This window comes from Undibacterium sp. MH2W (assembly GCF_049340215.1).
Classification (GTDB): Bacteria; Pseudomonadota; Gammaproteobacteria; order Burkholderiales; family Burkholderiaceae_D; genus Undibacterium.
Genome location: NZ_JBMPPA010000003.1, coordinates 141,405 through 160,505 on the forward strand (window position 1 = coordinate 141,405; position 19,101 = coordinate 160,505).

Sequence of the window (19,101 nt, forward strand, 5' to 3'; positions counted from 1 at the left end):
GTAAAAGCGTGCATTCTAAAAAACAAGGAGACAACATGCGACACGGTATTCAGCAATCTTTGGAGAAGCGTATTCCTCGCCTCCCTCAATCTCTCACTCTCTTACTCGGGCTCATGAGTTTGGCAGGGGCTTGTTATGCGCAGTCTGGCCCCATGGATGCTGCTGCAAGCGACCCGCAAAAGCTAGGATGGATGCAAGGTTTTCCGCCACCACCCGATAAAATCATCCAGTTCGCGAATGGCAGCAATTATCAATTTCCTCGCACCCGTTGGGCCTTTTCCCATGGACGTGAACTCGGGCCTACGGTCAATGTATGGCACGGCAACGGCGTGACTACACCCCTCAGTTTTGCCCCGAAAGAGATTGATCAATTAGTGTTTCAAGATGAATTTGGTAAAGATACGACGTGGGCTGCAATGCTTGCCACAACCTATACCGATAGTGTCTTGGTAATGCACAAAGGGAAGGTCATTTACGAAAAATACTTCGGAATCAGCCGTCCTTATTTGCCGCACATCGCGATGTCGGTCACGAAATCATTTGTTGGCACCTTGGCGGCGATGCTCGCTGCGGACGGGACGCTCGACACGACAGCGCCTGTAACGAAATATGTCCCTGAACTTAAAGCATCAGCCTATGGCGATGCAACGGTGCGTCAGGTGATGGATATGACCATCGGCGTGAAATACTCCGAAGCCTATGCCGATCCCAAAGCAGAAATTTGGGACTATGCGAGGGCAGGTGGTTTGTTGCCTACCGCAGCAGATTATCAAGGGCCGCGTAGTTACTACGATTTTCTGACGAAGTTACAAAAAGAAGGTGAGCATGGCCAAGCCTTTGCGTACAAGACCGTTAATGCGGAAGTGTTGGCGTGGATTGTACGACGGGCTTCGGGTAAATCCCTTGCTGATTTGATGTCCGAGCGGTTATGGCAAAAATTGGGTACCGAAAACGATGCGTATTTTTCTGTTGATCGCATTGGTACTGAACAAGGTGGCGGGGGACTTAACCTGACCCTGCGTGATATGGCTCGGTTTGGCGAAATGATGCGACTTGGGGGACAGTTTAATCATCAGCAGATTGTTCCAGCATCAGTCGTTGATGAAATTCGGGGTGGTGGTGATCCAGCCAAGTTTGCCAAAGCAGGTTTTACCTTGCTCAATGGCTATTCGTACAAAGATATGTGGTGGGTATCGCACAACAGTCATCAGACATTTGAGGCGCGTGGCATTCATGGCCAACGCATTTATATCGATCCCGTCGCAGAAATGGTGATCGTGAAATTTTCATCCCATCCTGTGGCAGCCAATGGTGCGAGCGACGCCGTTACCTACCGCGGGTTCGGCGCCCTCGCTAATTTTTTAATGAAATGAGAAAGTCATCATGAACCATTATCAACGTATTGTTCTCGCATCCCGCCCGCATGGGCAAGTAACACCTGATAACTTTCGTATCGAAACACTACCTGTCCCCGAAATCAACGAGGGCGAGGTATTGATCCGCAATCACTATTTGTCGCTTGATCCTTACATGCGTGGACGCATGGAAGATGCAAAAAGCTATGCGGCACCTCAACCACTCAACGAGACAATGATTGGTGGCACCGTCGGGGAAGTTGTTGCCAGTAAAAACGCGCGTTTTCAGGTGGGCGATAAGGTGATTGGGATGTTAGGTTGGACGGAGATGGGCGTCTCTGACGGTACCTTGCTGCGTAAGCTTGATACGACACATATTCCCTTGTCGGCTTATCTGGGCGCGGTGGGGATGCCAGGGTTGACTGCGTGGTACGGTTTGACACAAATCATGCAGCCAAAGGCTGGTGAAACTGTTGTGGTTTCTGCTGCTAGTGGTGCGGTGGGAAGTGTGGTTGGTCAGTTGGCCAAGCAATTAGGCTGCCGCGTTGTTGGAATCGCTGGCGGTGCAGAAAAGTGTGCGTATGTCGTGAACGAATTGGGCTTTGATGCTTGTGTGGACTATAAAGCAGGGCAACTGGAAGCAGACCTCGCTTCGGCAACACCTCAAGGCATAGATGCGGTCTTTGAAAATGTGGGTGGTGAGGTATTCGACGCTAGTCTTGGACGTATGAACGCCTTTGGCAGAATTGCGCTGTGCGGCATGATCGCTGGTTATAACGGCGAGCAAATTAGCATTAAGAATGCGCGCGTTTTCCTGACAATGCGTCTCACATTGCGTGGATTTATCGTCTCTGAGCATATGGATCTCTGGCCACAAGGATTGCAAGAGTTAGGCACGAAGGTCGCGACAGGACAACTCAAATTCCGCGAGTCAGTCGCCGATGGTATCGGTAACGCACCCCAAGCGTTTATCGGATTATTAAAAGGCCAGAACTTTGGTAAGCAGTTAGTCAAGCTGATCTGAGTGCAACTCAGCACATCAGCAGAGACCAATCATACCGTTATTCATTACATATAAAAATCTTCAGGAGACAACATGAAAGTATTTAAGGACAGAGTTGCCGTGATCACCGGCGCTGCAAGTGGTTTTGGTCGTGAATTTGCGTTAATCGGTGCCCGCCTTGGAATGAAACTCGTCCTCGCTGACGTGCAGCAAGATGCATTGGATGCGACGAAGGCGGAGTTAGAAGGAAAAGGCGCACAAGTGGTGGCGATGATATGCGACGTGCGTCACGCTGACCAAGTGCAGGCCTTGGCGGATGCGGCCATGGCACGATTTGGCGCTGTGCATCTTGTCTTTAATAACGCAGGAGTTGGTTCTGGTGGATTGATTTGGGAAAACACACAAGCGGACTGGGAGTGGGTGTTAGGGGTGAACCTGTGGGGCGTCATCCATGGTACGCGTATCTTCACTAATCTCATGCTCGCTTGTGCCAAAGCTGATCCGGATTATGAAGGGCATATCGTTAATACGGCATCGATGGCAGGTCTTTTAAATGCACCCACGATGGGGGTGTATAACGTATCGAAACATGCGGTCGTGTCGCTGTCCGAATCGCTGTATCAAGACTTGCAATTAGTGGAAGCGCCTATTGGTGCCTCGGTCCTTTGTCCTTATTTCGTTCCAACGGGGATTTCGCAATCGCATCGCAATCGTCCCGCCGATCTCAAAGGCGACGCCCCGACTGCGAGCCAGCGTGCGGCGCAAGCGATGTCAGATAAAGCAGTGACGTCCGGAAAGGTCACGGCGCAAGAAGTAGCGGAAAACACTTTCAAAGCGATTAGCGAGCAACAGTTCTATATTTTCTCGCATCCCGGTGCGCTGAGTAATGTTCAAGAGCGGATGGAAGACATCATGATGATCAGAAACCCGGGTGATCCTTATAAGGCTGCACCACATATCCGCGATATGTTGCGTGCCAAACTTAAAGCCTAAGGTGTGACCGAATCATCTTCATTAATTTTTTGTGTAATTCATTAAGAGGATGCCGCAATGACTGCAAGTATCAAGCCTGGACAGTTTGCCCACCTAGAAAATGGCACACGTCTGCATTACGCTAGCGCTGGGGAGGCGGGGCGACCATTGCTTTTATTTGTTCATGGTTTTCCAGAGTTTTGGTACGAGTGGTCGGCGCAGCTTGCCGAGTTTGGTGGCGATTATTTTGCGGTCGCACCTGATTTGCGCGGATTTAACTTATCGGACATGCCTGCTGATTTAAGTGCGTACAAAGCAAAGCATATCGTTGACGATTTACGTTTGCTGATTGCGCATTTAGGCTATGAGCGGGCAATCATTGTGGCGCATGATTGGGGTGGTGCGATCTGCTGGAACTTGGCCATTACATTGCCATCGCTGGTGGAGAAACTGATCATTATTAACTCGCCGCATCCGTATTTGTTTATGGATTCGTTAAGCAAAGATCCTGCGCAACAGTCTGCTAGTGCCTACATGAATTGGTTACGGAATCCTGGTTCGGAAGAGGCGCTCGCAAAGGATAATTTTGCATTAATGGATGGTTTTTTTAATGGCATGGGTCAAGGGGAGGCAACGTGGTTCGATAAGCCAACCCGTGCTGCCTATCATGCTTGCTGGGAACGGGGGCTAACAGGGGGCGTTAATTATTACCGCGCTTCACCATTGCATCCACCGCTGGAGGGCAAGGAGGGGCCGTCGAAGTTACAGCTCAATCCTAACGATTTTAAAGTCCGCGTTCCTACCCGCATCATTTGGGGTGAGAATGATAAAGCCTTACCCAAAACACTATTAGATGGTATCGGTGATCTTATCAACGATCTCCAGATTGAGCGTATTCCGGAAGGCTCGCATTGGATTATCCACGAGCAACCTGACCGTGTGAATCGCCTGTTACGACAATTCCTAACAGATGCCGAATAAAAAAAGGAACAAGATAAGGGGACACTTGATGATACAAAGTGGCATTCAACCTGGTAGGCGGGAGACGAGTCTGTGGCGGTAGAGGATTTTGCATTTTCACATGCGTTACGTGTTCGGTGGTCGGAAGTCGATATGCAGGCAATCGTATTCAATGGCAATTATTTGAATTATTTTGACGTTGCTTTTACTGAATACTGGCGTGCAACCGGACTGCCTAATGCGCTGATGCAGGCGGCAGAGGGGAAAGAACTATTCGCCCGAAAATCGTCTGTTGAATATCTAGCGCCTGCACGATTTGATGACCTGTTGGATATTGGGGTCCGATGCCATCGAATAGGGCAATCTTCAATGCAATTTGTACTTGAAATATTCCGAAATGGGCAACATTTGATTTCAGGTGAATTGGTTTATGTCTATGCTGATACGCAACTCCCAGGGGGAACGCCCAAAGGAGTTCCAGTGCCGTCCTTGTGGCGTGAGACAATACACCGCTTCGAAAAAATCAAACCGTTAGGAGTCAATTGAGATGGTCACCTTAAAATCAAGCGCGAAGATTGTGTTAGGCGATTGGGCAACGCTGGAAAAAGACGCGCACGCTGTACGGTATGCCGTGTTCGTGCAAGAACAGCAAATTCCCGCCGAACTTGAATGGGATGTCATGGACGCACAATGCCTCCACGCCGTCGCCTATGATAGTGAGAACCGCGCGATCGGAACAGGGCGTCTATTACCAGATGGTCATATCGGACGGATGGCAGTATTGGCAAGTGCCCGTCATTCCGGTGTTGGCGCTGATCTTTTGCGCACTTTGATGGAGCAGGCCAAACTTCGTGGCGACAAGCTGGTTCAGCTCAATGCGCAGCAGTCGGCAGAACCCTTTTATGCACGCGAAGGTTTTGCACGAGATGGCGATATCTTCATGGAAGCGGGTATTGCGCATATTTCGATGGCATACCGCTTTGATTAATAATTACTTTTCTTGATTCTGCCAATCATTGCATAGAGTCCAGCGCCTATCAGGCGTTGGCTCAACGGCACCGCTCTCATCGCAGAGCGACCTCATTTTGTTCTCAATCCGCAGATAGTGTTCGAGCAGTCATCTTGTTCGGTTGATCGTCTTGGATGTGTTGAATCTGTTGTCGCTTTCTGTCCCTGTTTTCGCGACAATCTCCTTCTCATTTCCGGTGTTTATTCTTGTTTTTGCTGCACCCAGGTGATCTGTCGTGCAGGGCATTTTTCCGTATCTCGATCAATATTGGCCCATCTCTAAAACATTACTTAAAAATAAGAATGTTGAAAATTGTTTCTTGGTAGTCTATCTTTATAAAGAAGCAAGCATGATTTATTTTCAATTATCGCTGTATGAATCGCGGCTTCATGACCCATCAAGCTGAATGCACTCAAAAGTTTAAAATTTGCAATTTTGTAAGATAAGCAATAAATTAGTTAATTTGGAAACTAATTGCATTTAATTTAATTAGTTTCTCTCTGTTCAAAGTATGTTGTAGTCGCTTTCCGTCCACACCGCGATGTTCGCCAAGGAGTGGCATGTTCGTCAATTTTTATCCTGGGATGAAAAATGAAAATCGAAAATACAAAAGTGTCGACTCGGCTGATTACCGGATTTGGTGTGGTGTTAGCCTTTCTCCTGTTTATTTTGGTGCAGGGTGTCTTAAACATGCAGCACCTCCATCAGCAGATGCAGCAGATGGTCAAATTCAATGTAGAAGACGCGAGGTTGGCTCGGGTGATGTATCTATCCGTGACAGAGAGAGCGCTGGCGTTTCGCAATATTATTCTTTTGACCGAGCCAAGTGAGCGCCAATTGGAGAGCGAACGTATCGCGGTACAGGAAAAAAAATATAAAGAAGCCGCCGATCAATTAGATGCCTTATTGAAAATCGATCCCGATCCAACGCAAACGCAATTGACACTGATTAAAGAGATCAAAGACACCGCAGCAACCGTGCAGCCCATGGCAGCGAAGGCATTAACGCTTGCGATGAGTAGTGATGCACAGGAAGCATTCCACTTTTTACGGAGTGAATTTCGCCCATTGCAGAAAAAATGGTGGCAGCAGCTAGATGCTTTTATTCAAGATGAAGAGCATCAAAACAGAGTTGCTGTGGCCGATGCGGAAGAAAAATACACCACGGCAAAAACGATCATGATTTCCTGCGGGCTGGCAGCGCTTATTATTGGACTCGTTGGTTCCTGGCTCATTGTCAAGAGCCTGCTGAATCAGTTGGGTGGTGAACCTCGCTATGCGGTCACGATTGCTGAAAAAATTGCTGCTGGCGACCTGAGTATGGACATTCGTTTTGACAAAACGAATGAGCATAGTCTGATGTTTGCAATGAACGCGATGCGGAATGGTTTATCACAATTAGTAGGTACAGTCAGATTAGGGACAGAAACGATCGCGACCGCGTCTAATCAGATCGCGTCTGGCAACATGGATTTATCGTCTCGTTCAGAAAAACAGGTGGGCTCTTTGGAGGAGACAGCCTCATCCATGGAAGAGTTGACCTCCACAGTAAAACAGAATGCAGAAAGCGCCCGCCAAGCCAACCAACTTGCGATGTCTGCCTCAGATATTGCGATACGAGGAGGTAATGTCGTCAATGAAGTAGTACAGACAATGGGGTCGATCAATGATTCGTCACGAAAAATCGTTGATATCATCGGGGTCATCGACGGTATTGCATTTCAGACGAATATCCTTGCATTGAATGCTGCCGTAGAAGCTGCGAGAGCAGGAGAGCAGGGACGCGGATTTGCCGTCGTTGCGTCGGAAGTCCGTAGCCTTGCGCAGCGTTCTGCAGAGGCAGCGAGAGAAATTAAGCGGCTCATTGATGATTCCGTGACGAAGGTAGCGGCAGGGACGAGTTTGGTTGATCAGGCGGGAGCAACGATGGGTGAAATTGTCACTAGTATTCAAAAAGTGACGGGGATTATGAGTGAAATCATGTTGGCGACCCAAGAGCAGACTGCTGGGATTGAGCAAATCAATGAAGCGATTGTGCAAATGGATGATGTGACGCAGCAAAACGCGGCTCTCGTCGAAGAGGCCGCTGCTGCTGCATCGGCATTGCAAGACCAAGCCGACAAATTAAATGGTTTAGTCACTGCTTTTCACCTCGCTAGCGAGCATAGAGACATGGTGGCACCCTCTTTACAACGCTCCCATGAATCAAGCCATGTCAAAGCTAAGGTTGTTCCCATGGTGAGAAAAGCGCCACAAACGCGACCACACGCCAATGGCTTGTCGAATGTGAAACGATTAGGCAAAGAAGCAACAACCAACAGTGACAGCCGAGAAGATTGGACGGCGTTTTAAACCTCGCTTTGAGAGAGTGCTGCGCTTTTTTTATCTTTATCTTTTGTTTTTCAGCGACAAAGTGGTGATAAATCATCTTGTTCACATGAGAAGCTGTTTATTTAATGATGGAAAATGGCATCATGTGGGTGTGCATAGCATCGGTCGTGGGGTTTATCGCCCGCTATTGATCTCCCTGTTAACAAAGGCAATGAGCAGCAATATGATCTTGATTGCGAAGAGAGGCGTGTCATGAATCGTGTTTCCAGTGATCAGCAGAAATATGTCGATGTATTTAATGGCGACGCCGATGGTATCTGCGCGTTACACCAGTTGAGGATGGCATTTCCAAGGGAAGCGATTGAAGTCACAGGGGTGAAACGAGATATTGTGCTCCTTGATCGGGTTCAAGTCGCTCCTGGTGATCATGTCACGGTGTTGGATATTTCCTTAGACGCCAATGTAATTCCTCTTAAACAACATCTCGACGCAGGCGCCACTGTCAGCTATTTTGACCATCACGATGCACGTCATGCCTTTGAACACCCTCGTTTGGAGTTTCATTGGTCTGACTCAAAAGATGTATGTACCAGCCTTTTAGTCAGTCGTTTTTTAGACCACCGGTATGTGATGTGGGCAATTGTGGCGGCCTTCGGTGACAATCTCACCTCAGTTGCTAATAGCATGTGCATGGAGCAAGGGTTGGGATGGAGTGATCGCGCTTCATTGCAAGAGTTGGGTAAGTTAATGAACTACAACGCCTACGGCGAGCAACTATCGGATTTGCATTTACATCCAGCTGAGTTATACCGGGAAGTGCATCGCTTTGTGAATCCCTTTGATTTTATTCGGAGTTCGCCGCATTTTCTTGCGTTGCAGTTTGCCTACACAGAAGAGCTCAGTTACCTCAACGATTTGCATCCGATGGAGACCCGTGAACGCAGCATGGTGTACATGTTGCCGGAGGCGTCATGGTCAAGACGTATTTCAGGCTTATTGGCGAATAAGTTGTACGAAGAAAAAAGAGATTTTTCATTCGCTGTCCTGACACCGAAAACGACTGGAGGCTACGTGGTCAGTATTCGATCATCGTTGCCTGAGTCAAAGCCAGCAAGTCGGTTTTGTGCGCAGTTCCCGACGGGAGGTGGACGCCATATGGCTGCTGGTATTAATCATCTGGGGGCTGATAAGGTGAGTGGTTTCGTACAGCGTTTTTTTGATTACTTCGAGTCCTCATAGTCCACTTCGATCCGCAGATAGGCCTTATACGATCGCCACCAATACGCCTGCTGTCAACACGAGTGCGCCAGCAATCCGCTCTGTAATGAGGGCGTATTTTTCTTGTGTTGCGAGATGACTTGCTTTACTTGCGAGCATGCCGTAACCCAGCAAAATAAAAAATTCTGGAATGATCGAACATCCAGCTAAGATCAGCATTTGTATGCCAATGGGCTGAGACGGGTCAATAAATTGCGGCAGAATGGCCACAAACGTCAACATGCTTTTGGGGTTGGTGAGCTGAAGCATCACCGCTCTGGAAAAGATCTTTTTTCCACTCTCAGGTTGATCGTCGAGTCGAGACAGTGTGATCGGCGATGGTTTGCCAAAGATCGCCGAAAGACCCAGATAGACCAAATAAGCAGCCCCCAGATATTTGATCCCCATGTAGATCATGGGTGACGCTAATAATGCACCACCCAAACCCGTTGCTGACAAGGCAAAGAAAATAGCATTGCCGGACAAAATACCTAAGGTCACAAACAAAGACGTTTTCCAGCCCCGCGCAATGCCGTAGGCAACCACCATCATGACTGCCGGGCCAGGCGATAACGACATCGCCGCCTCTGTTGCTGTAAAAAGTGCCCAACTTTCCAATGTCATCGTCATGGATTTATGCTTTCACAAAGGAAATCAACGTGTCCAATACCGCATCTGGTTGCTCCGACATCAATGAGTGACCGCAGTTGTCAATATGCACGATCGTGCCGTGCGAGATGGTCTTGGTGAGCGTCGTGGTTGCTTTAGGCGGTGTCATCATATCTTTCTTACCAATGACAAATAACGTGGGGCATTGATGAGTCTGCACCATCTGCGCTGCCACTTCGCCATTTGCATACGCGTTACAGGCAAAGAAGTCGGTATAAAAGAGCTGATCTGGATTGATTTTGGAGAGGCGTTGCATTAAACGTTTGCTTCCACCAAGCACTGAAAATCCCGGTCCCGGAAACGCGGGTTTATGTGAGATCGAGGTATGAGACCAAATATTTACCATGTCAATCGCGGTGTGCTCTTCATCTCGTGCGGTGTTGAGAAGCATATCCGACACTTTCATGGGGTATGCAGTGCCGATGAGACATAACTTGTTGACCCGTTGCGGTGCTTGGGCATAAGTTTCGAGCGCAATTAATGAGCCCATGCTGTGCCCGATCAGTGTTGCTTGCGCAATGTTTGCCGCATCTAACAAGGCGAGAAGCCAAGTTGCCATCGCCTCTACAGAGCGAAGTGCAGGTCCCTGACTGCGACCATGTCCCGGTAAGTCAACGGCAAGGACGTTATAGCCGTGATGGGCAAAGTAGCGACTCTGCAATCCCCATACTGAGTGATCATTTTGTGCCCCATGAATAAACACAAGCGTGGGCAATGTCGATGTCAGCGCCTTGCCACCTGTGTAGCAGTACACCGCTTGTTGATGAACGTTGATGAGCATCTCAAGCTCCTTTCTGCGCGGCTTTTAAACCGCGGCTCAGGTCTTCTATGAGGTCATCCACATTCTCTAGACCAACGGATAAGCGCATGGTGCCCTCGGTAATGCCGGAGGCGCTAAGTTGTTCCGCAGGAACGCGGAAGTGCGTCGTGGAGGCAGGGTGGATGACCAGTGATTTCGCATCGCCGACGTTGGCGAGGTGGGAGAAGACAGTCAATGATTCGACAAACCGCCGACCTGCTGCCCGATCTCCCTTGAGGTTAAATGAGAAAACCGCACCACAGCCTTTTGGTAACAGCGTTTTGGCCAATGCGTAATCTGGATGACTTGGTAGCTCAGGATAGGATACCGAGGCAACGGCAGGGTGAGCAACTAAAAACTCGACGATTTTTCGTGTATTAGCAACGTGTCTTTCCATACGCAATCCCAGCGTTTCTACACCTTGCAGAATCGCAAAAGCGTTATGGGGGCTCATACAGGCACCAAAGTCACGCAATCCCTCGCGGCGAGCACGTAACGAGAAAGCGCCCACGGTGGATTCTTCACTAAATACCATGCCGTGGAAACCTTCATACGGCTCGCACAGTTCACCGAATCGACCTGTTTTTTCGTAGGCTTCTTGCCAGTCAAATGTACCACCGTCCACCAACAATCCGCCAATGGCCGTTCCGTGTCCACACAGGAACTTGGTGGCTGAATGGAAGACGAGATCGGCCCCAAGATCGAAAGGACGAATTAAATAGGGCGTGGTAAAGGTCGAGTCGACCATTAACGGCAGATAATTGTCATGTGCGATCGCAGCAACCTCTGGAATATTCAAAACGTCCAAGCCAGGATTGCCGAGCGTCTCTGCAAACAATACTTTGGTTTCAGGACGTATTGCACTGCGCCATGCCGAGAGATCGCGTGGATCGACGAAGGTAGTTTCGATGCCGAACCGTTTCATCGTGTAGGCGAGGAGGTTTTGTGAGCCGCCATACAAAGCGCGTGAAGCGACAATATGGGAACCTGCACCGGCAATCGTTGCAAGTCCTAGATGTAACGCCGCTTGTCCACTTGCCACGGCAATGCCAGCGATACCACCCTCTAATGCTGCAATGCGTTCTTCTAAAACGGCATTGGTAGGGTTGGAAATTCGTGAATAGACGTGGCCGGCGCGTTCCATATTGAACAACGATGCAGCGTGATCTGAATCTTTGAAAACGTAAGAAGATGTGAGGTAAATCGGTGTCGCTCTGGCACCTGTTGCTGGGTCGGGTGCTGCACCTGCGTGCAAAGAGAGTGTGTCAAAGCCAGGGTAATGTGGACCGCTCATAAACGGGTGTCTCCATAGAATAATGCTGCAATGCTACCACTAACGTTGCAAAATGAAATTGCGTTTTCAGTCGTAAAAAGTGTGAACATGCTGGATTTTTTGCATCGCTTACGATACATTGGAATACAGTTTTGTAAAACATAGATAACAGGAGGGGCAGGCCATGAAAGTTTCAGAAATACTCCAGGTAAAGGGCAATATCCTTTTTACTATTACGCCTGATACACCGATTGCTGATGCAGTGAGTGTGATGGAAGAAAAAGATATTGGCTCACTGGTTGTGATGGAATATGGTGACCTGGCAGGGATTTTGACTTTCCGCGAAGTCATCCGCGCGATCCATACAAACAAGGGGGCGTTGGGTAACGGCACGGTGCGGAAATACATGGATGATCATCCGATCACTGTCACACCTGAAACCGAGGTAAATGAAGTACGTCGTATGATGCTGGAAAAACATTCTCGCTATCTGCCCGTCATGGATGCAAAAACTTTGCTTGGCGTCATTTCTTTTTATGACGTTGCGAAAGCGGTATTGGAGGCGCAGAGCTTTGAAAACAAAATGCTGAAAGCCTATATCCGCGATTGGCCTGCAGAACAAAATGAAGAATAAGCAAAGAAGAATGACTTAATTTAAGATGACGCCCGCACAGAAAATATTGCGGGCGTTTTTATTTTTTAAAAAGGAAAAAACATGCATATCGCCGTCGTTGGGGCAGGTTTATCAGGATTGACAGTGGCACGCCAGTTACAAGCGCAAGGCCATCATGTGACGGTGTTTGAAAAGAGCGCAGGGGTCAGTGGTCGTATGAGTACACGCCAGACAGAACTCGGTGGATTTGATCATGGCGCTCAATATTTTACGGCGAGTTCTGATCGCTTCAAAAAAGAGGTGAGTGATTGGAAGAAACTCGGCTGGGTTGCGCCATGGAATGAAAAATTAGTCAGCCTTGATCACGGACAGTTCAAGTCCGCGGGTAAAAGCGGAACGCGTTACGTCGCCATCCCCGGGATGAATGCACTGGGTAAGCAATTAGCGCATGGTTTGGATGTCAGAAAAACGCAGCAAGTCGTCGCCTTAGAGGCATACGGTGAGCAATGGTTGCTGAAAGTAAAATCAGAGACGGTCGCGATCGATGCATCTGCAGGACCGTTTGATGCAGTGTTATTGGCAATTCCAGCCGATCAGGCCGCGCCGTTACTTTGTGCGCTTCCTGCTTTTGCAGAACAAGCGAAGAATGCCAAGATGTTGCCTTGCTGGACGCTGATGCTTGGTTTTCAGACGTCTCTGGAGCTGCCTTACGGCGGCGCGTGGGTGAATCAATCTCGTTTGTCCTGGATTGCCAAAGATAATTCCAAGCCCGAACGCAGGTCAGGAGAGCGTTGGGTGGCGCAGGCAAGTCCAGCATGGAGTATTGAGCATCTGGAAGAAGATCCCGAGCGCGCAAAAGAGAAATTATTGAAAGCGTTTCATGAGGCGACAGGATCATGGATTCAACCGATTCATGCGGTCGTCCATCGTTGGCGCTTTGCGCAGTCGGAGCATCCGCTGCCAGTGGATTGTTTGTGGGATAAAAATCAAAAAGTGGGCGTCTGCGGCGATTGGTTCGCCGCAGGTGTCGAGGGTGGAGGGCGGATTGAAAATGCCTTTTTAAGTGCGTTAGCCTTAGCTAAGACAATCGGCTAAACATTATTGGAGTATCTTGGCAAGTCCGCGAGCGGGCTTGCCAGCATCATACATGGTCCAACTTTTTCTTAAATGCGAAGGTACATGCCATATGGCACTGGTACCGGCTCTGAATAATGCTGTTTCCCCTTCTTTTAACGTGAACTCGTTACCTTGATACTCTAAAGTAACGCTTCCCTCAAGGATGTAGACAGCCTCATCGACGAAGTAATGCCATTCAAACGTCGAGGCATCACATTCAAAAATGCCTGAACTGGTCTTTCCGTCAGCCGATTTGAAAAATTCATTTGCCCGAAAGTTGGGTGTGCCCGATTTGATCCACGTCGGATCAACGCTCAATGGTTTTAAATGTAACTGTGTCGCTTCCGTGCTTGGGGCCGGTGTTTGATACGTGTGGCATATCGCCTCATAGGCCTTGAACAAGAAAATGCTCGCGATGCCACCAAGGATTGCTGCTTTTATTGTTCTTTTCATTCTCAATGTAACGGAGTGTAATCAAACGTGACATAATAAATAAAAAATAGTTTTTTTGCTATAGGTTAATTTATCGCTCGCCCGTTTGTAGCTTCCATAAGCTGGCATATCCTTGATTGCGACTCACAAGCTCATCATGGGTACCCGCTTCAATAATTCTGCCGGCATCCAGAAGATAGATACAATCTGCCTGACGAACAGTTGACAGGCGATGGGCGATGACAATGGTTGTCCGGTGGCGACTCACAATATCGAGACTGCGCTGAATTGCCGCTTCCGTTTCGTTGTCAACGGCACTGGTTGCCTCGTCTAAGATCAAAATAGGGGGATTTTTGAGGATTGCCCGGGCTAATGCGAGGCGCTGGCGTTGCCCGCCAGATAATTTTTGTCCTCGTTCGCCGATACGTGTTGCAAATCCCAGTGGTAGTTGCTGAATGAATTCAGTCGCTTCAGCGGCCTCTGCTGCGGCGGCGATGGCTTCCTCACTGACATTGTCCATGCCATAGGCGATGTTGTCGGCGATGGTACCGTCGGTCAGAAAACTATCTTGCGCTACATAGCCAATCAAACGACGTAGGTCTTGTAAGTGAAGATCGTCAATTGACGTACCATCGAGCAAAATTTGACCTTGCTGGGGGTGATAAAAGCGCAAGAGTAATTTAATTAATGTTGATTTCCCAGACCCAGTTGATCCCACGAACGCCACCGTTTTTCCGGCAGGAATGAGTAGATCAATGCCGTGTAACGTGGTTTGCGTACCATAGCCAAAGTGCACATTGCTAAATTCAATTTTTCCTTGCACCTGCGCTGGCGATACATGCTGACCCTCATAGTTAATGGTGATCTTTGTATCGAGTAGGTTCATGGCGCGGTCAATGGCTGACATGGATCGCTGATACATATCCGTCACTTCCGCTAAACCCGTCATCGGCCATAACAGGCGCTGTGTTAAATAAACCAAGACTGAGTAAGCACCGATCGCCAATTGTCCATGCAAGGTCAGCCAGCCCCCGTAAACCAGTGTTGCGGTAAATCCCGCCAGAATGGCCATGCGAATGATGGGCGTAATCGCGGAACTAATGGCAATGGCCTTCGCATTGGCTTCGCGGTACTGGTTGCTCGCTTCGGCAATGTGATTTTTCTCGATATGTTCAGTCGCAAATGCTTTGATTGTCGCCAGCCCAAGTAAGTTATTGTTGAGACGTGCACTGACATTGCCAGCCGCTTCTCGCACTTCTGCGTAGCGGGGCGCAAGGCGTCGTTGAAACCAAAAAGCGCCAAATAAAATCAATGGAACGGGGAGCAATGAGATGATTGCAAGCGCTGGTTGTAGTGCGAAAAAGACGGCACTCACCATGATTGAGGAGCAGATCACCTGAATAATTTGATTTGCTCCGCCATTCAGAAAACGTTCCATTTGATTGATATCCTCGTTGAGGATAGACATCAGGTTTCCTGTGCGCTGATTTTCAAAATACGCCATATCTAACTTCTGCACATGGTCGTAGGTGTCGAGCCTTAAATCGTGCTGTAGGTTCTGCGCTAGTTTGCGCCATTTTAGTTCTAGCAAATATTCAAACCACGACTCGCCGCCCCAGATGAGAGTATTGACGAGACCCAGTACCAGCAACTGATGCCATGTATCAGTGATCCCCAATCCACCCAGCACTTGCCTTGCGAGGAAACTCTTATCGCCATTGACGACAATATCGACGGCGACGCCAATCAAGACCTCAGGCAGAATATCGAAAAATTTATTGAGAACGGAGTACAAGGCCGCTAAGCGAAAATCTGTGCGGTATTGTTGAGCGTAGTGCAGGAGCTTCTTAAGCGGATGCGTGGTTGTCATAGTGATTGCAAGAGAAAGCGTTGGTCGTCATCGTCGATGCGCGTTGAAGCGCAGATTCTACCTTGGCTCCTGTTTGCGTGCAGGAAATAGATAGTCGCTGAGAGGTAACCGCTGCGCTATGACCGCTTTAATATCCCCCGACATAAAAAAACACCCGCTTATCAGAAGATAATGCGGGTGTTTTGTGAGTAGTGATGCGTTTAACGATCGATCACTACAGTGTCAACGCTTGTCGTAGACAATTAGTCTTCGCGACGTAAATGCGGGAACAAAATAACGTCGCGGATGTTTGGAGAGTCGGTGATCAACATCATCAGACGGTCGATGCCGATACCGCAACCACCGGTCGGCGGCAAGCCGTATTCGAGAGCGCGGATATAGTCGGCATCGAAGAACATCGCTTCATCATCGCCAGCTTCTTTCGCAGCCACTTGTGCTTGGAAACGTGCTGCTTGGTCTTCTGCATCGTTCAATTCGGAGAAGCCGTTCGCAATTTCGCGACCAGTCATGAACAACTCAAAACGCTCGGTGATGCCAGGGACTGTGTCTGAGGCGCGCGCCAATGGAGACACTTCTACTGGATAGTCGATGATATAAGTTGGGTTCCACAACTGCGCTTCTGCTGTTTCTTCAAACAGTGCTAATTGCAATGCGCCCAAACCTGCTGTAGCGAACGGTTTTACGCCGAATTTCAACAATTCTGTTTTGATGAATTCCGCATCGTGTAATTGTTCGTTTGTATATTGCGGTGCATATTTATTGATCGCACCAACAATGGTCAAGCGCTCAAATGGTTTTGATAAATCGAGTTCTTTACCTTGATAGGTCAATACGGCTGTGCCATGTGCATCTTCGGCAGCTTTGCGGATGACCTGTTCTGTAAAGTCCATCAGCCATTTGTAATCGACGTAGGCCGCATAGAATTCCATCATTGTAAATTCTGGATTGTGGCGCGGAGAGACACCCTCATTACGGAAGTTACGGTTGACTTCAAATACGCGGTTAAAACCACCAACAACTAAACGCTTCAGATACAGCTCTGGGGCGATACGCAAGTACATTTCCATGTCGAGCGCGTTGTGATGCGTGATGAAAGGCTTTGCCGCAGCACCACCTGGAATAACGTGCAGCATCGGTGTTTCAACTTCCATGAATTCATGGCTCGCCATGAAATTACGGATCGAGCTCATCGCTGCGGTACGTGCCTTGAATGTGCGACGAGTATCTTCGCTCATGATCAAATCGACGTAACGCTGACGATATTTAGTTTCTTGGTTGGCTAAGCCGTGGAACTTATCTGGCAGTGGACGCAAGGACTTCGTCAGCAACCGCAGTGTGGTGACTTTGATCGTCAGTTCATCTGTTTTGGTTTTAAATAAGACGCCTTCGATGCCGAGAATATCGCCCAGATCGTAATGACGGAACGCTTCCATTTCTGCTTCGCCAGTCTTATCGGTGGTGATGTAGAGTTGAATACGACCATCTGCACGGATACCCGATGCATCTTGCAATGTGGCGAACGCTGCCTTTTTGCCTGCTTCACGTTTGAGCATCATACGGCCGCCAACACTCACTTCTACATTGAGCGCTTCGAGTTCTTCGCGACCAATGCCGCTATACTGTGCTTGCAAGTCCGCTGCCTTGTGTGTTGGGCGGAAATCGTTAGGGAATGCGATGCCCTTGGCGCGAATCGCATCGAGTTTTGCGCGGCGTTCAGCGATGATCGAGTTTTCATCAACTGGTAGTTCGCTTGCAGCATTGTGGTTATTCATATCTGACATAAGATTTCTCTCACTGTTGCGGGTACGTGACCCGTTTGTTTTTAGTTCAGTGCGGCGTATAAAAATAAAAGCAGTATCGATCGACGCAACACGTTTTATACGTTGATGACTTAGACGCCTTGTTTGAGTGATGCAGCAATAAACTCGTCAATGTCGCCATCTAATACCGCTTTTGTGTTGCCGGTTTCAAAGCCTGTACGCAAATCTTTAATGCGTGATTGGTCGAGAACATACGACCGAATTTGATGGCCCCAACCGACATCAGTTTTAGAGTCTTCAAGGTTTTGCTTTTCACTCATGCGCTTACGCAATTCGAGTTCGAATAATTTCGCCTTCAACATTTCCCATGCTTCAGCACGGTTACGGTGTTGGCTACGATCATTCTGACATTGGACAACGATACCCGACGGACCGTGTGTCAAGCGTACCGCAGAATCCGTTTTATTGATGTGCTGACCACCCGCACCAGAGGCGCGATAGGTATCCGTCCGCACGTCAGCCGGATTAATATCAATTTCAAACGACTCATCCACTTCTGGGTAAACGAACAAGCTGGAGAATGAGGTGTGGCGACCATTGTTCGAATCAAATGGCGATTTACGAACTAAGCGATGGACACCTGTTTCTGTCCGTAAAAAGCCATAAGCGTATTCGCCTTCGACTTTGAGGGTTGCCGTTTTGATGCCCGCGACGTCACCGTCTGACTGCTCAAGAATTTCAACCTTGAACCCTTTGCGTTCGCAATAACGTAAGTATTGGCGCAACAGCATCGATGCCCAGTCTTGTGCTTCCGTTCCGCCCGCACCTGCCTGAATATCGATAAAGCAGTTATTGGGATCCATCGGGTTGTTAAACATACGACGGAATTCCATGCCTTCGACTAAACCGCGCAATTCTTGCGTATCTAATTCGATCGCTTCGAGCGTGTCATCATCGGATTCTTCGCGCGCCATCTCGAATAAGTCGGTGGCGTCACGCAGACCTGCATTCGCTTTGTTCAGTGTGTCAACAATCGCTTCGAGGGATTTTTTTTCTTTGCCCAGATCCTGCGCGCGCTTAGGGTCGTCCCAGACTTTGGGGTCTTCTAATTCGGCGTTAACTTGTTCGAGTTTCTCTGACTTGATATCGAAGTCAAAGATACCTCCGAAGTTCAGCTTCACGGACCGTGAGGTCGGCAAGCAGGGAGGAAAGACTATTGAGGCGTTCGGCTTCCATAATGTCGCTTTTCTAATGCAATAAAACCTTGCATTATAACCGCAGCCGCCCCTCTATAGTTGCCCGGCTGCCGTTAGTTTCGTCAATATGTTCTACGGTGATGGTGAAAAACAGGCAACTTTTCGGCTACCAGACAGAATTTAAGATCGTCGGTTTCGCGTTACGGTGGCTTTCTAGCCATGTTGCTAAATGATTTTTAAAGCAGGTGGGGCAGATGTGGTATTGCGTAATCTTGGCGGAACCACCACTTGGTAGAGATTCTTCTTCTTCGAGAGTGATCGTTGTGTTGACCTTTTCGTGCTCTTTGCTACTCCAGTTTTCGTCCCAGAGTGACTCGGCACCGCACACATCACAGGTGAGTTTATCGAACACTTCTTCGGTATGTTCGAGAATTAAAACGGTTTTCATGTGTTTCATAGTTCCTCCAAGGATTGCTACGTCGTAAG

Annotated in this window: 18 protein-coding genes; 10 read left to right on the forward strand and 8 right to left on the reverse strand. The window is 48.6% G+C overall.

All coding sequences use genetic code 11. The features are described 5' to 3' along the window. Positions 1–113: 113 nt before the first annotated feature. The 8 genes from ACO0K2_RS08630 to ACO0K2_RS08665 all read left to right on the forward strand — a co-directional run bounded on the left by ACO0K2_RS08630 (position 114) and on the right by ACO0K2_RS08665 (position 8,869). On the forward strand, positions 114–1,373 hold the full coding sequence (locus ACO0K2_RS08630) for a serine hydrolase domain-containing protein (RefSeq protein WP_423018466.1): 1,260 nt from the start codon (positions 114–116) through the stop codon (positions 1,371–1,373). Between the two features lie 10 nt (positions 1,374–1,383). Then, a complete protein-coding gene (locus ACO0K2_RS08635; RefSeq protein WP_423017751.1) occupies positions 1,384–2,379 on the forward strand; it encodes an NADP-dependent oxidoreductase in 996 nt (331 codons plus the stop codon). Between the two features lie 72 nt (positions 2,380–2,451). Next, the gene (locus ACO0K2_RS08640; RefSeq protein WP_423017753.1) at positions 2,452–3,351 is read left to right on the forward strand and encodes an SDR family oxidoreductase; all 900 of its coding nucleotides are present in this window, start codon (positions 2,452–2,454) and stop codon (positions 3,349–3,351) included. 57 nt (positions 3,352–3,408) lie between these two features. Further along, positions 3,409–4,311, forward strand: coding sequence for an alpha/beta fold hydrolase (locus tag ACO0K2_RS08645; RefSeq protein WP_423017755.1), 903 nt, complete (start codon positions 3,409–3,411; stop codon positions 4,309–4,311). Between the two features lie 72 nt (positions 4,312–4,383). Then, positions 4,384–4,836 (forward strand): acyl-CoA thioesterase, encoded by a 453-nt coding sequence (locus ACO0K2_RS08650; protein WP_423017757.1) that lies wholly within the window; start codon positions 4,384–4,386, stop codon positions 4,834–4,836. 1 nt (position 4,837) lies between these two features. After that, complete coding sequence (locus ACO0K2_RS08655) at positions 4,838–5,278, forward strand: GNAT family N-acetyltransferase (RefSeq protein ID WP_423017759.1); 441 nt, start codon at positions 4,838–4,840, stop codon at positions 5,276–5,278. 612 nt (positions 5,279–5,890) lie between these two features. Further along, complete coding sequence (locus ACO0K2_RS08660; RefSeq protein WP_423017761.1) at positions 5,891–7,651, forward strand: methyl-accepting chemotaxis protein; 1,761 nt, start codon at positions 5,891–5,893, stop codon at positions 7,649–7,651. Positions 7,652–7,882: 231 nt separating this feature from the next. Beyond that, positions 7,883–8,869 carry a DHH family phosphoesterase gene (locus ACO0K2_RS08665; RefSeq protein ID WP_423017763.1) on the forward strand — a complete coding sequence of 329 codons (987 nt, stop codon included), beginning with the start codon at positions 7,883–7,885 and terminating at the stop codon, positions 8,867–8,869. Positions 8,870–8,893: 24 nt separating this feature from the next. On the opposite strand, the gene ACO0K2_RS08670 is transcribed toward ACO0K2_RS08665, so the two are convergent. From ACO0K2_RS08670 to ACO0K2_RS08680, 3 genes are read right to left on the reverse strand one after another with little or no spacing between them, the layout of a single operon-like run. After that, entirely contained in the window at positions 8,894–9,517 is a 624-nt protein-coding gene (locus tag ACO0K2_RS08670) for a LysE family translocator (RefSeq protein WP_423017765.1), read from the reverse strand. A 4-nt stretch (positions 9,518–9,521) separates the two neighbouring features. Then, the gene (locus ACO0K2_RS08675) at positions 9,522–10,337 is read right to left on the reverse strand and encodes an alpha/beta fold hydrolase (protein WP_423017767.1); all 816 of its coding nucleotides are present in this window, start codon (positions 10,335–10,337) and stop codon (positions 9,522–9,524) included. 1 nt (position 10,338) lies between these two features. After that, positions 10,339–11,649, reverse strand: coding sequence for an O-acetylhomoserine aminocarboxypropyltransferase (locus tag ACO0K2_RS08680; protein ID WP_423017769.1), 1,311 nt, complete (start codon positions 11,647–11,649; stop codon positions 10,339–10,341). Between the two features lie 163 nt (positions 11,650–11,812). Here ACO0K2_RS08680 and ACO0K2_RS08685 point away from each other — a divergent pair, with 163 nt between their 5' ends. Continuing rightward, a complete protein-coding gene (locus tag ACO0K2_RS08685; RefSeq protein WP_423017771.1) occupies positions 11,813–12,262 on the forward strand; it encodes a CBS domain-containing protein in 450 nt (149 codons plus the stop codon). A gap of 81 nt (positions 12,263–12,343) precedes the next feature. After that, positions 12,344–13,336, forward strand: a complete 993-nt coding sequence (locus ACO0K2_RS08690; RefSeq protein ID WP_423017773.1) for an NAD(P)/FAD-dependent oxidoreductase — start codon at positions 12,344–12,346, stop codon at positions 13,334–13,336. Between the two features lie 3 nt (positions 13,337–13,339). On the opposite strand, the gene ACO0K2_RS08695 is transcribed toward ACO0K2_RS08690, so the two are convergent. From ACO0K2_RS08695 to ACO0K2_RS08715, 5 genes are all read right to left on the reverse strand, one after another. Next, the gene (locus ACO0K2_RS08695; RefSeq protein ID WP_423017775.1) at positions 13,340–13,810 is read right to left on the reverse strand and encodes a cupin domain-containing protein; all 471 of its coding nucleotides are present in this window, start codon (positions 13,808–13,810) and stop codon (positions 13,340–13,342) included. Between the two features lie 70 nt (positions 13,811–13,880). Beyond that, the gene (locus tag ACO0K2_RS08700; protein WP_423017777.1) at positions 13,881–15,659 is read right to left on the reverse strand and encodes an ABC transporter ATP-binding protein; all 1,779 of its coding nucleotides are present in this window, start codon (positions 15,657–15,659) and stop codon (positions 13,881–13,883) included. A gap of 242 nt (positions 15,660–15,901) precedes the next feature. Further along, complete coding sequence (gene lysS, locus ACO0K2_RS08705; RefSeq protein WP_423018468.1) at positions 15,902–17,431, reverse strand: lysine--tRNA ligase; 1,530 nt, start codon at positions 17,429–17,431, stop codon at positions 15,902–15,904. A 119-nt stretch (positions 17,432–17,550) separates the two neighbouring features. Further along, positions 17,551–18,655, reverse strand: a protein-coding gene (gene prfB, locus ACO0K2_RS08710; protein ID WP_423017779.1) for a peptide chain release factor 2 whose coding sequence is annotated in 2 segments (ribosomal slippage) — positions 17,551–18,573 and positions 18,575–18,655 — 1,104 coding nt in all. Because the reading frame shifts where the segments join, the coding sequence is not laid out codon by codon here. A 126-nt stretch (positions 18,656–18,781) separates the two neighbouring features. Continuing rightward, positions 18,782–19,072, reverse strand: a complete 291-nt coding sequence (locus ACO0K2_RS08715; RefSeq protein WP_423017781.1) for a hypothetical protein — start codon at positions 19,070–19,072, stop codon at positions 18,782–18,784. Positions 19,073–19,101 lie beyond the last annotated feature (29 nt).

Excerpts from the sequence above, each read along its gene's own strand:
- ACO0K2_RS08715 (WP_423017781.1), bottom strand. The coding sequence starts at position 19,072 with ATGAAACACATGAAAACCGTTTTAATTCTCGAACATACCGAAGAAGTG.
- ACO0K2_RS08640 (WP_423017753.1), top strand. The coding sequence starts at position 2,452 with ATGAAAGTATTTAAGGACAGAGTTGCCGTGATCACCGGCGCTGCAAGT.
- ACO0K2_RS08655 (WP_423017759.1), top strand. The coding sequence starts at position 4,838 with ATGGTCACCTTAAAATCAAGCGCGAAGATTGTGTTAGGCGATTGGGCA.
- ACO0K2_RS08685 (WP_423017771.1), top strand. The coding sequence starts at position 11,813 with ATGAAAGTTTCAGAAATACTCCAGGTAAAGGGCAATATCCTTTTTACT.
- ACO0K2_RS08680 (WP_423017769.1), bottom strand. The coding sequence starts at position 11,649 with ATGAGCGGTCCACATTACCCTGGCTTTGACACACTCTCTTTGCACGCA.
- ACO0K2_RS08700 (WP_423017777.1), bottom strand. The coding sequence starts at position 15,659 with ATGACAACCACGCATCCGCTTAAGAAGCTCCTGCACTACGCTCAACAA.
- ACO0K2_RS08675 (WP_423017767.1), bottom strand. The coding sequence starts at position 10,337 with ATGCTCATCAACGTTCATCAACAAGCGGTGTACTGCTACACAGGTGGC.
- ACO0K2_RS08630 (WP_423018466.1), top strand. The coding sequence starts at position 114 with ATGAGTTTGGCAGGGGCTTGTTATGCGCAGTCTGGCCCCATGGATGCT.
- ACO0K2_RS08665 (WP_423017763.1), top strand. The coding sequence starts at position 7,883 with ATGAATCGTGTTTCCAGTGATCAGCAGAAATATGTCGATGTATTTAAT.
- lysS (WP_423018468.1), bottom strand. The coding sequence starts at position 17,431 with ATGAATAACCACAATGCTGCAAGCGAACTACCAGTTGATGAAAACTCG.
- ACO0K2_RS08635 (WP_423017751.1), top strand. The coding sequence starts at position 1,384 with ATGAACCATTATCAACGTATTGTTCTCGCATCCCGCCCGCATGGGCAA.
- ACO0K2_RS08695 (WP_423017775.1), bottom strand. The coding sequence starts at position 13,810 with ATGAAAAGAACAATAAAAGCAGCAATCCTTGGTGGCATCGCGAGCATT.
- ACO0K2_RS08690 (WP_423017773.1), top strand. The coding sequence starts at position 12,344 with ATGCATATCGCCGTCGTTGGGGCAGGTTTATCAGGATTGACAGTGGCA.
- ACO0K2_RS08645 (WP_423017755.1), top strand. The coding sequence starts at position 3,409 with ATGACTGCAAGTATCAAGCCTGGACAGTTTGCCCACCTAGAAAATGGC.
- ACO0K2_RS08660 (WP_423017761.1), top strand. The coding sequence starts at position 5,891 with ATGAAAATCGAAAATACAAAAGTGTCGACTCGGCTGATTACCGGATTT.
- ACO0K2_RS08670 (WP_423017765.1), bottom strand. The coding sequence starts at position 9,517 with ATGACGATGACATTGGAAAGTTGGGCACTTTTTACAGCAACAGAGGCG.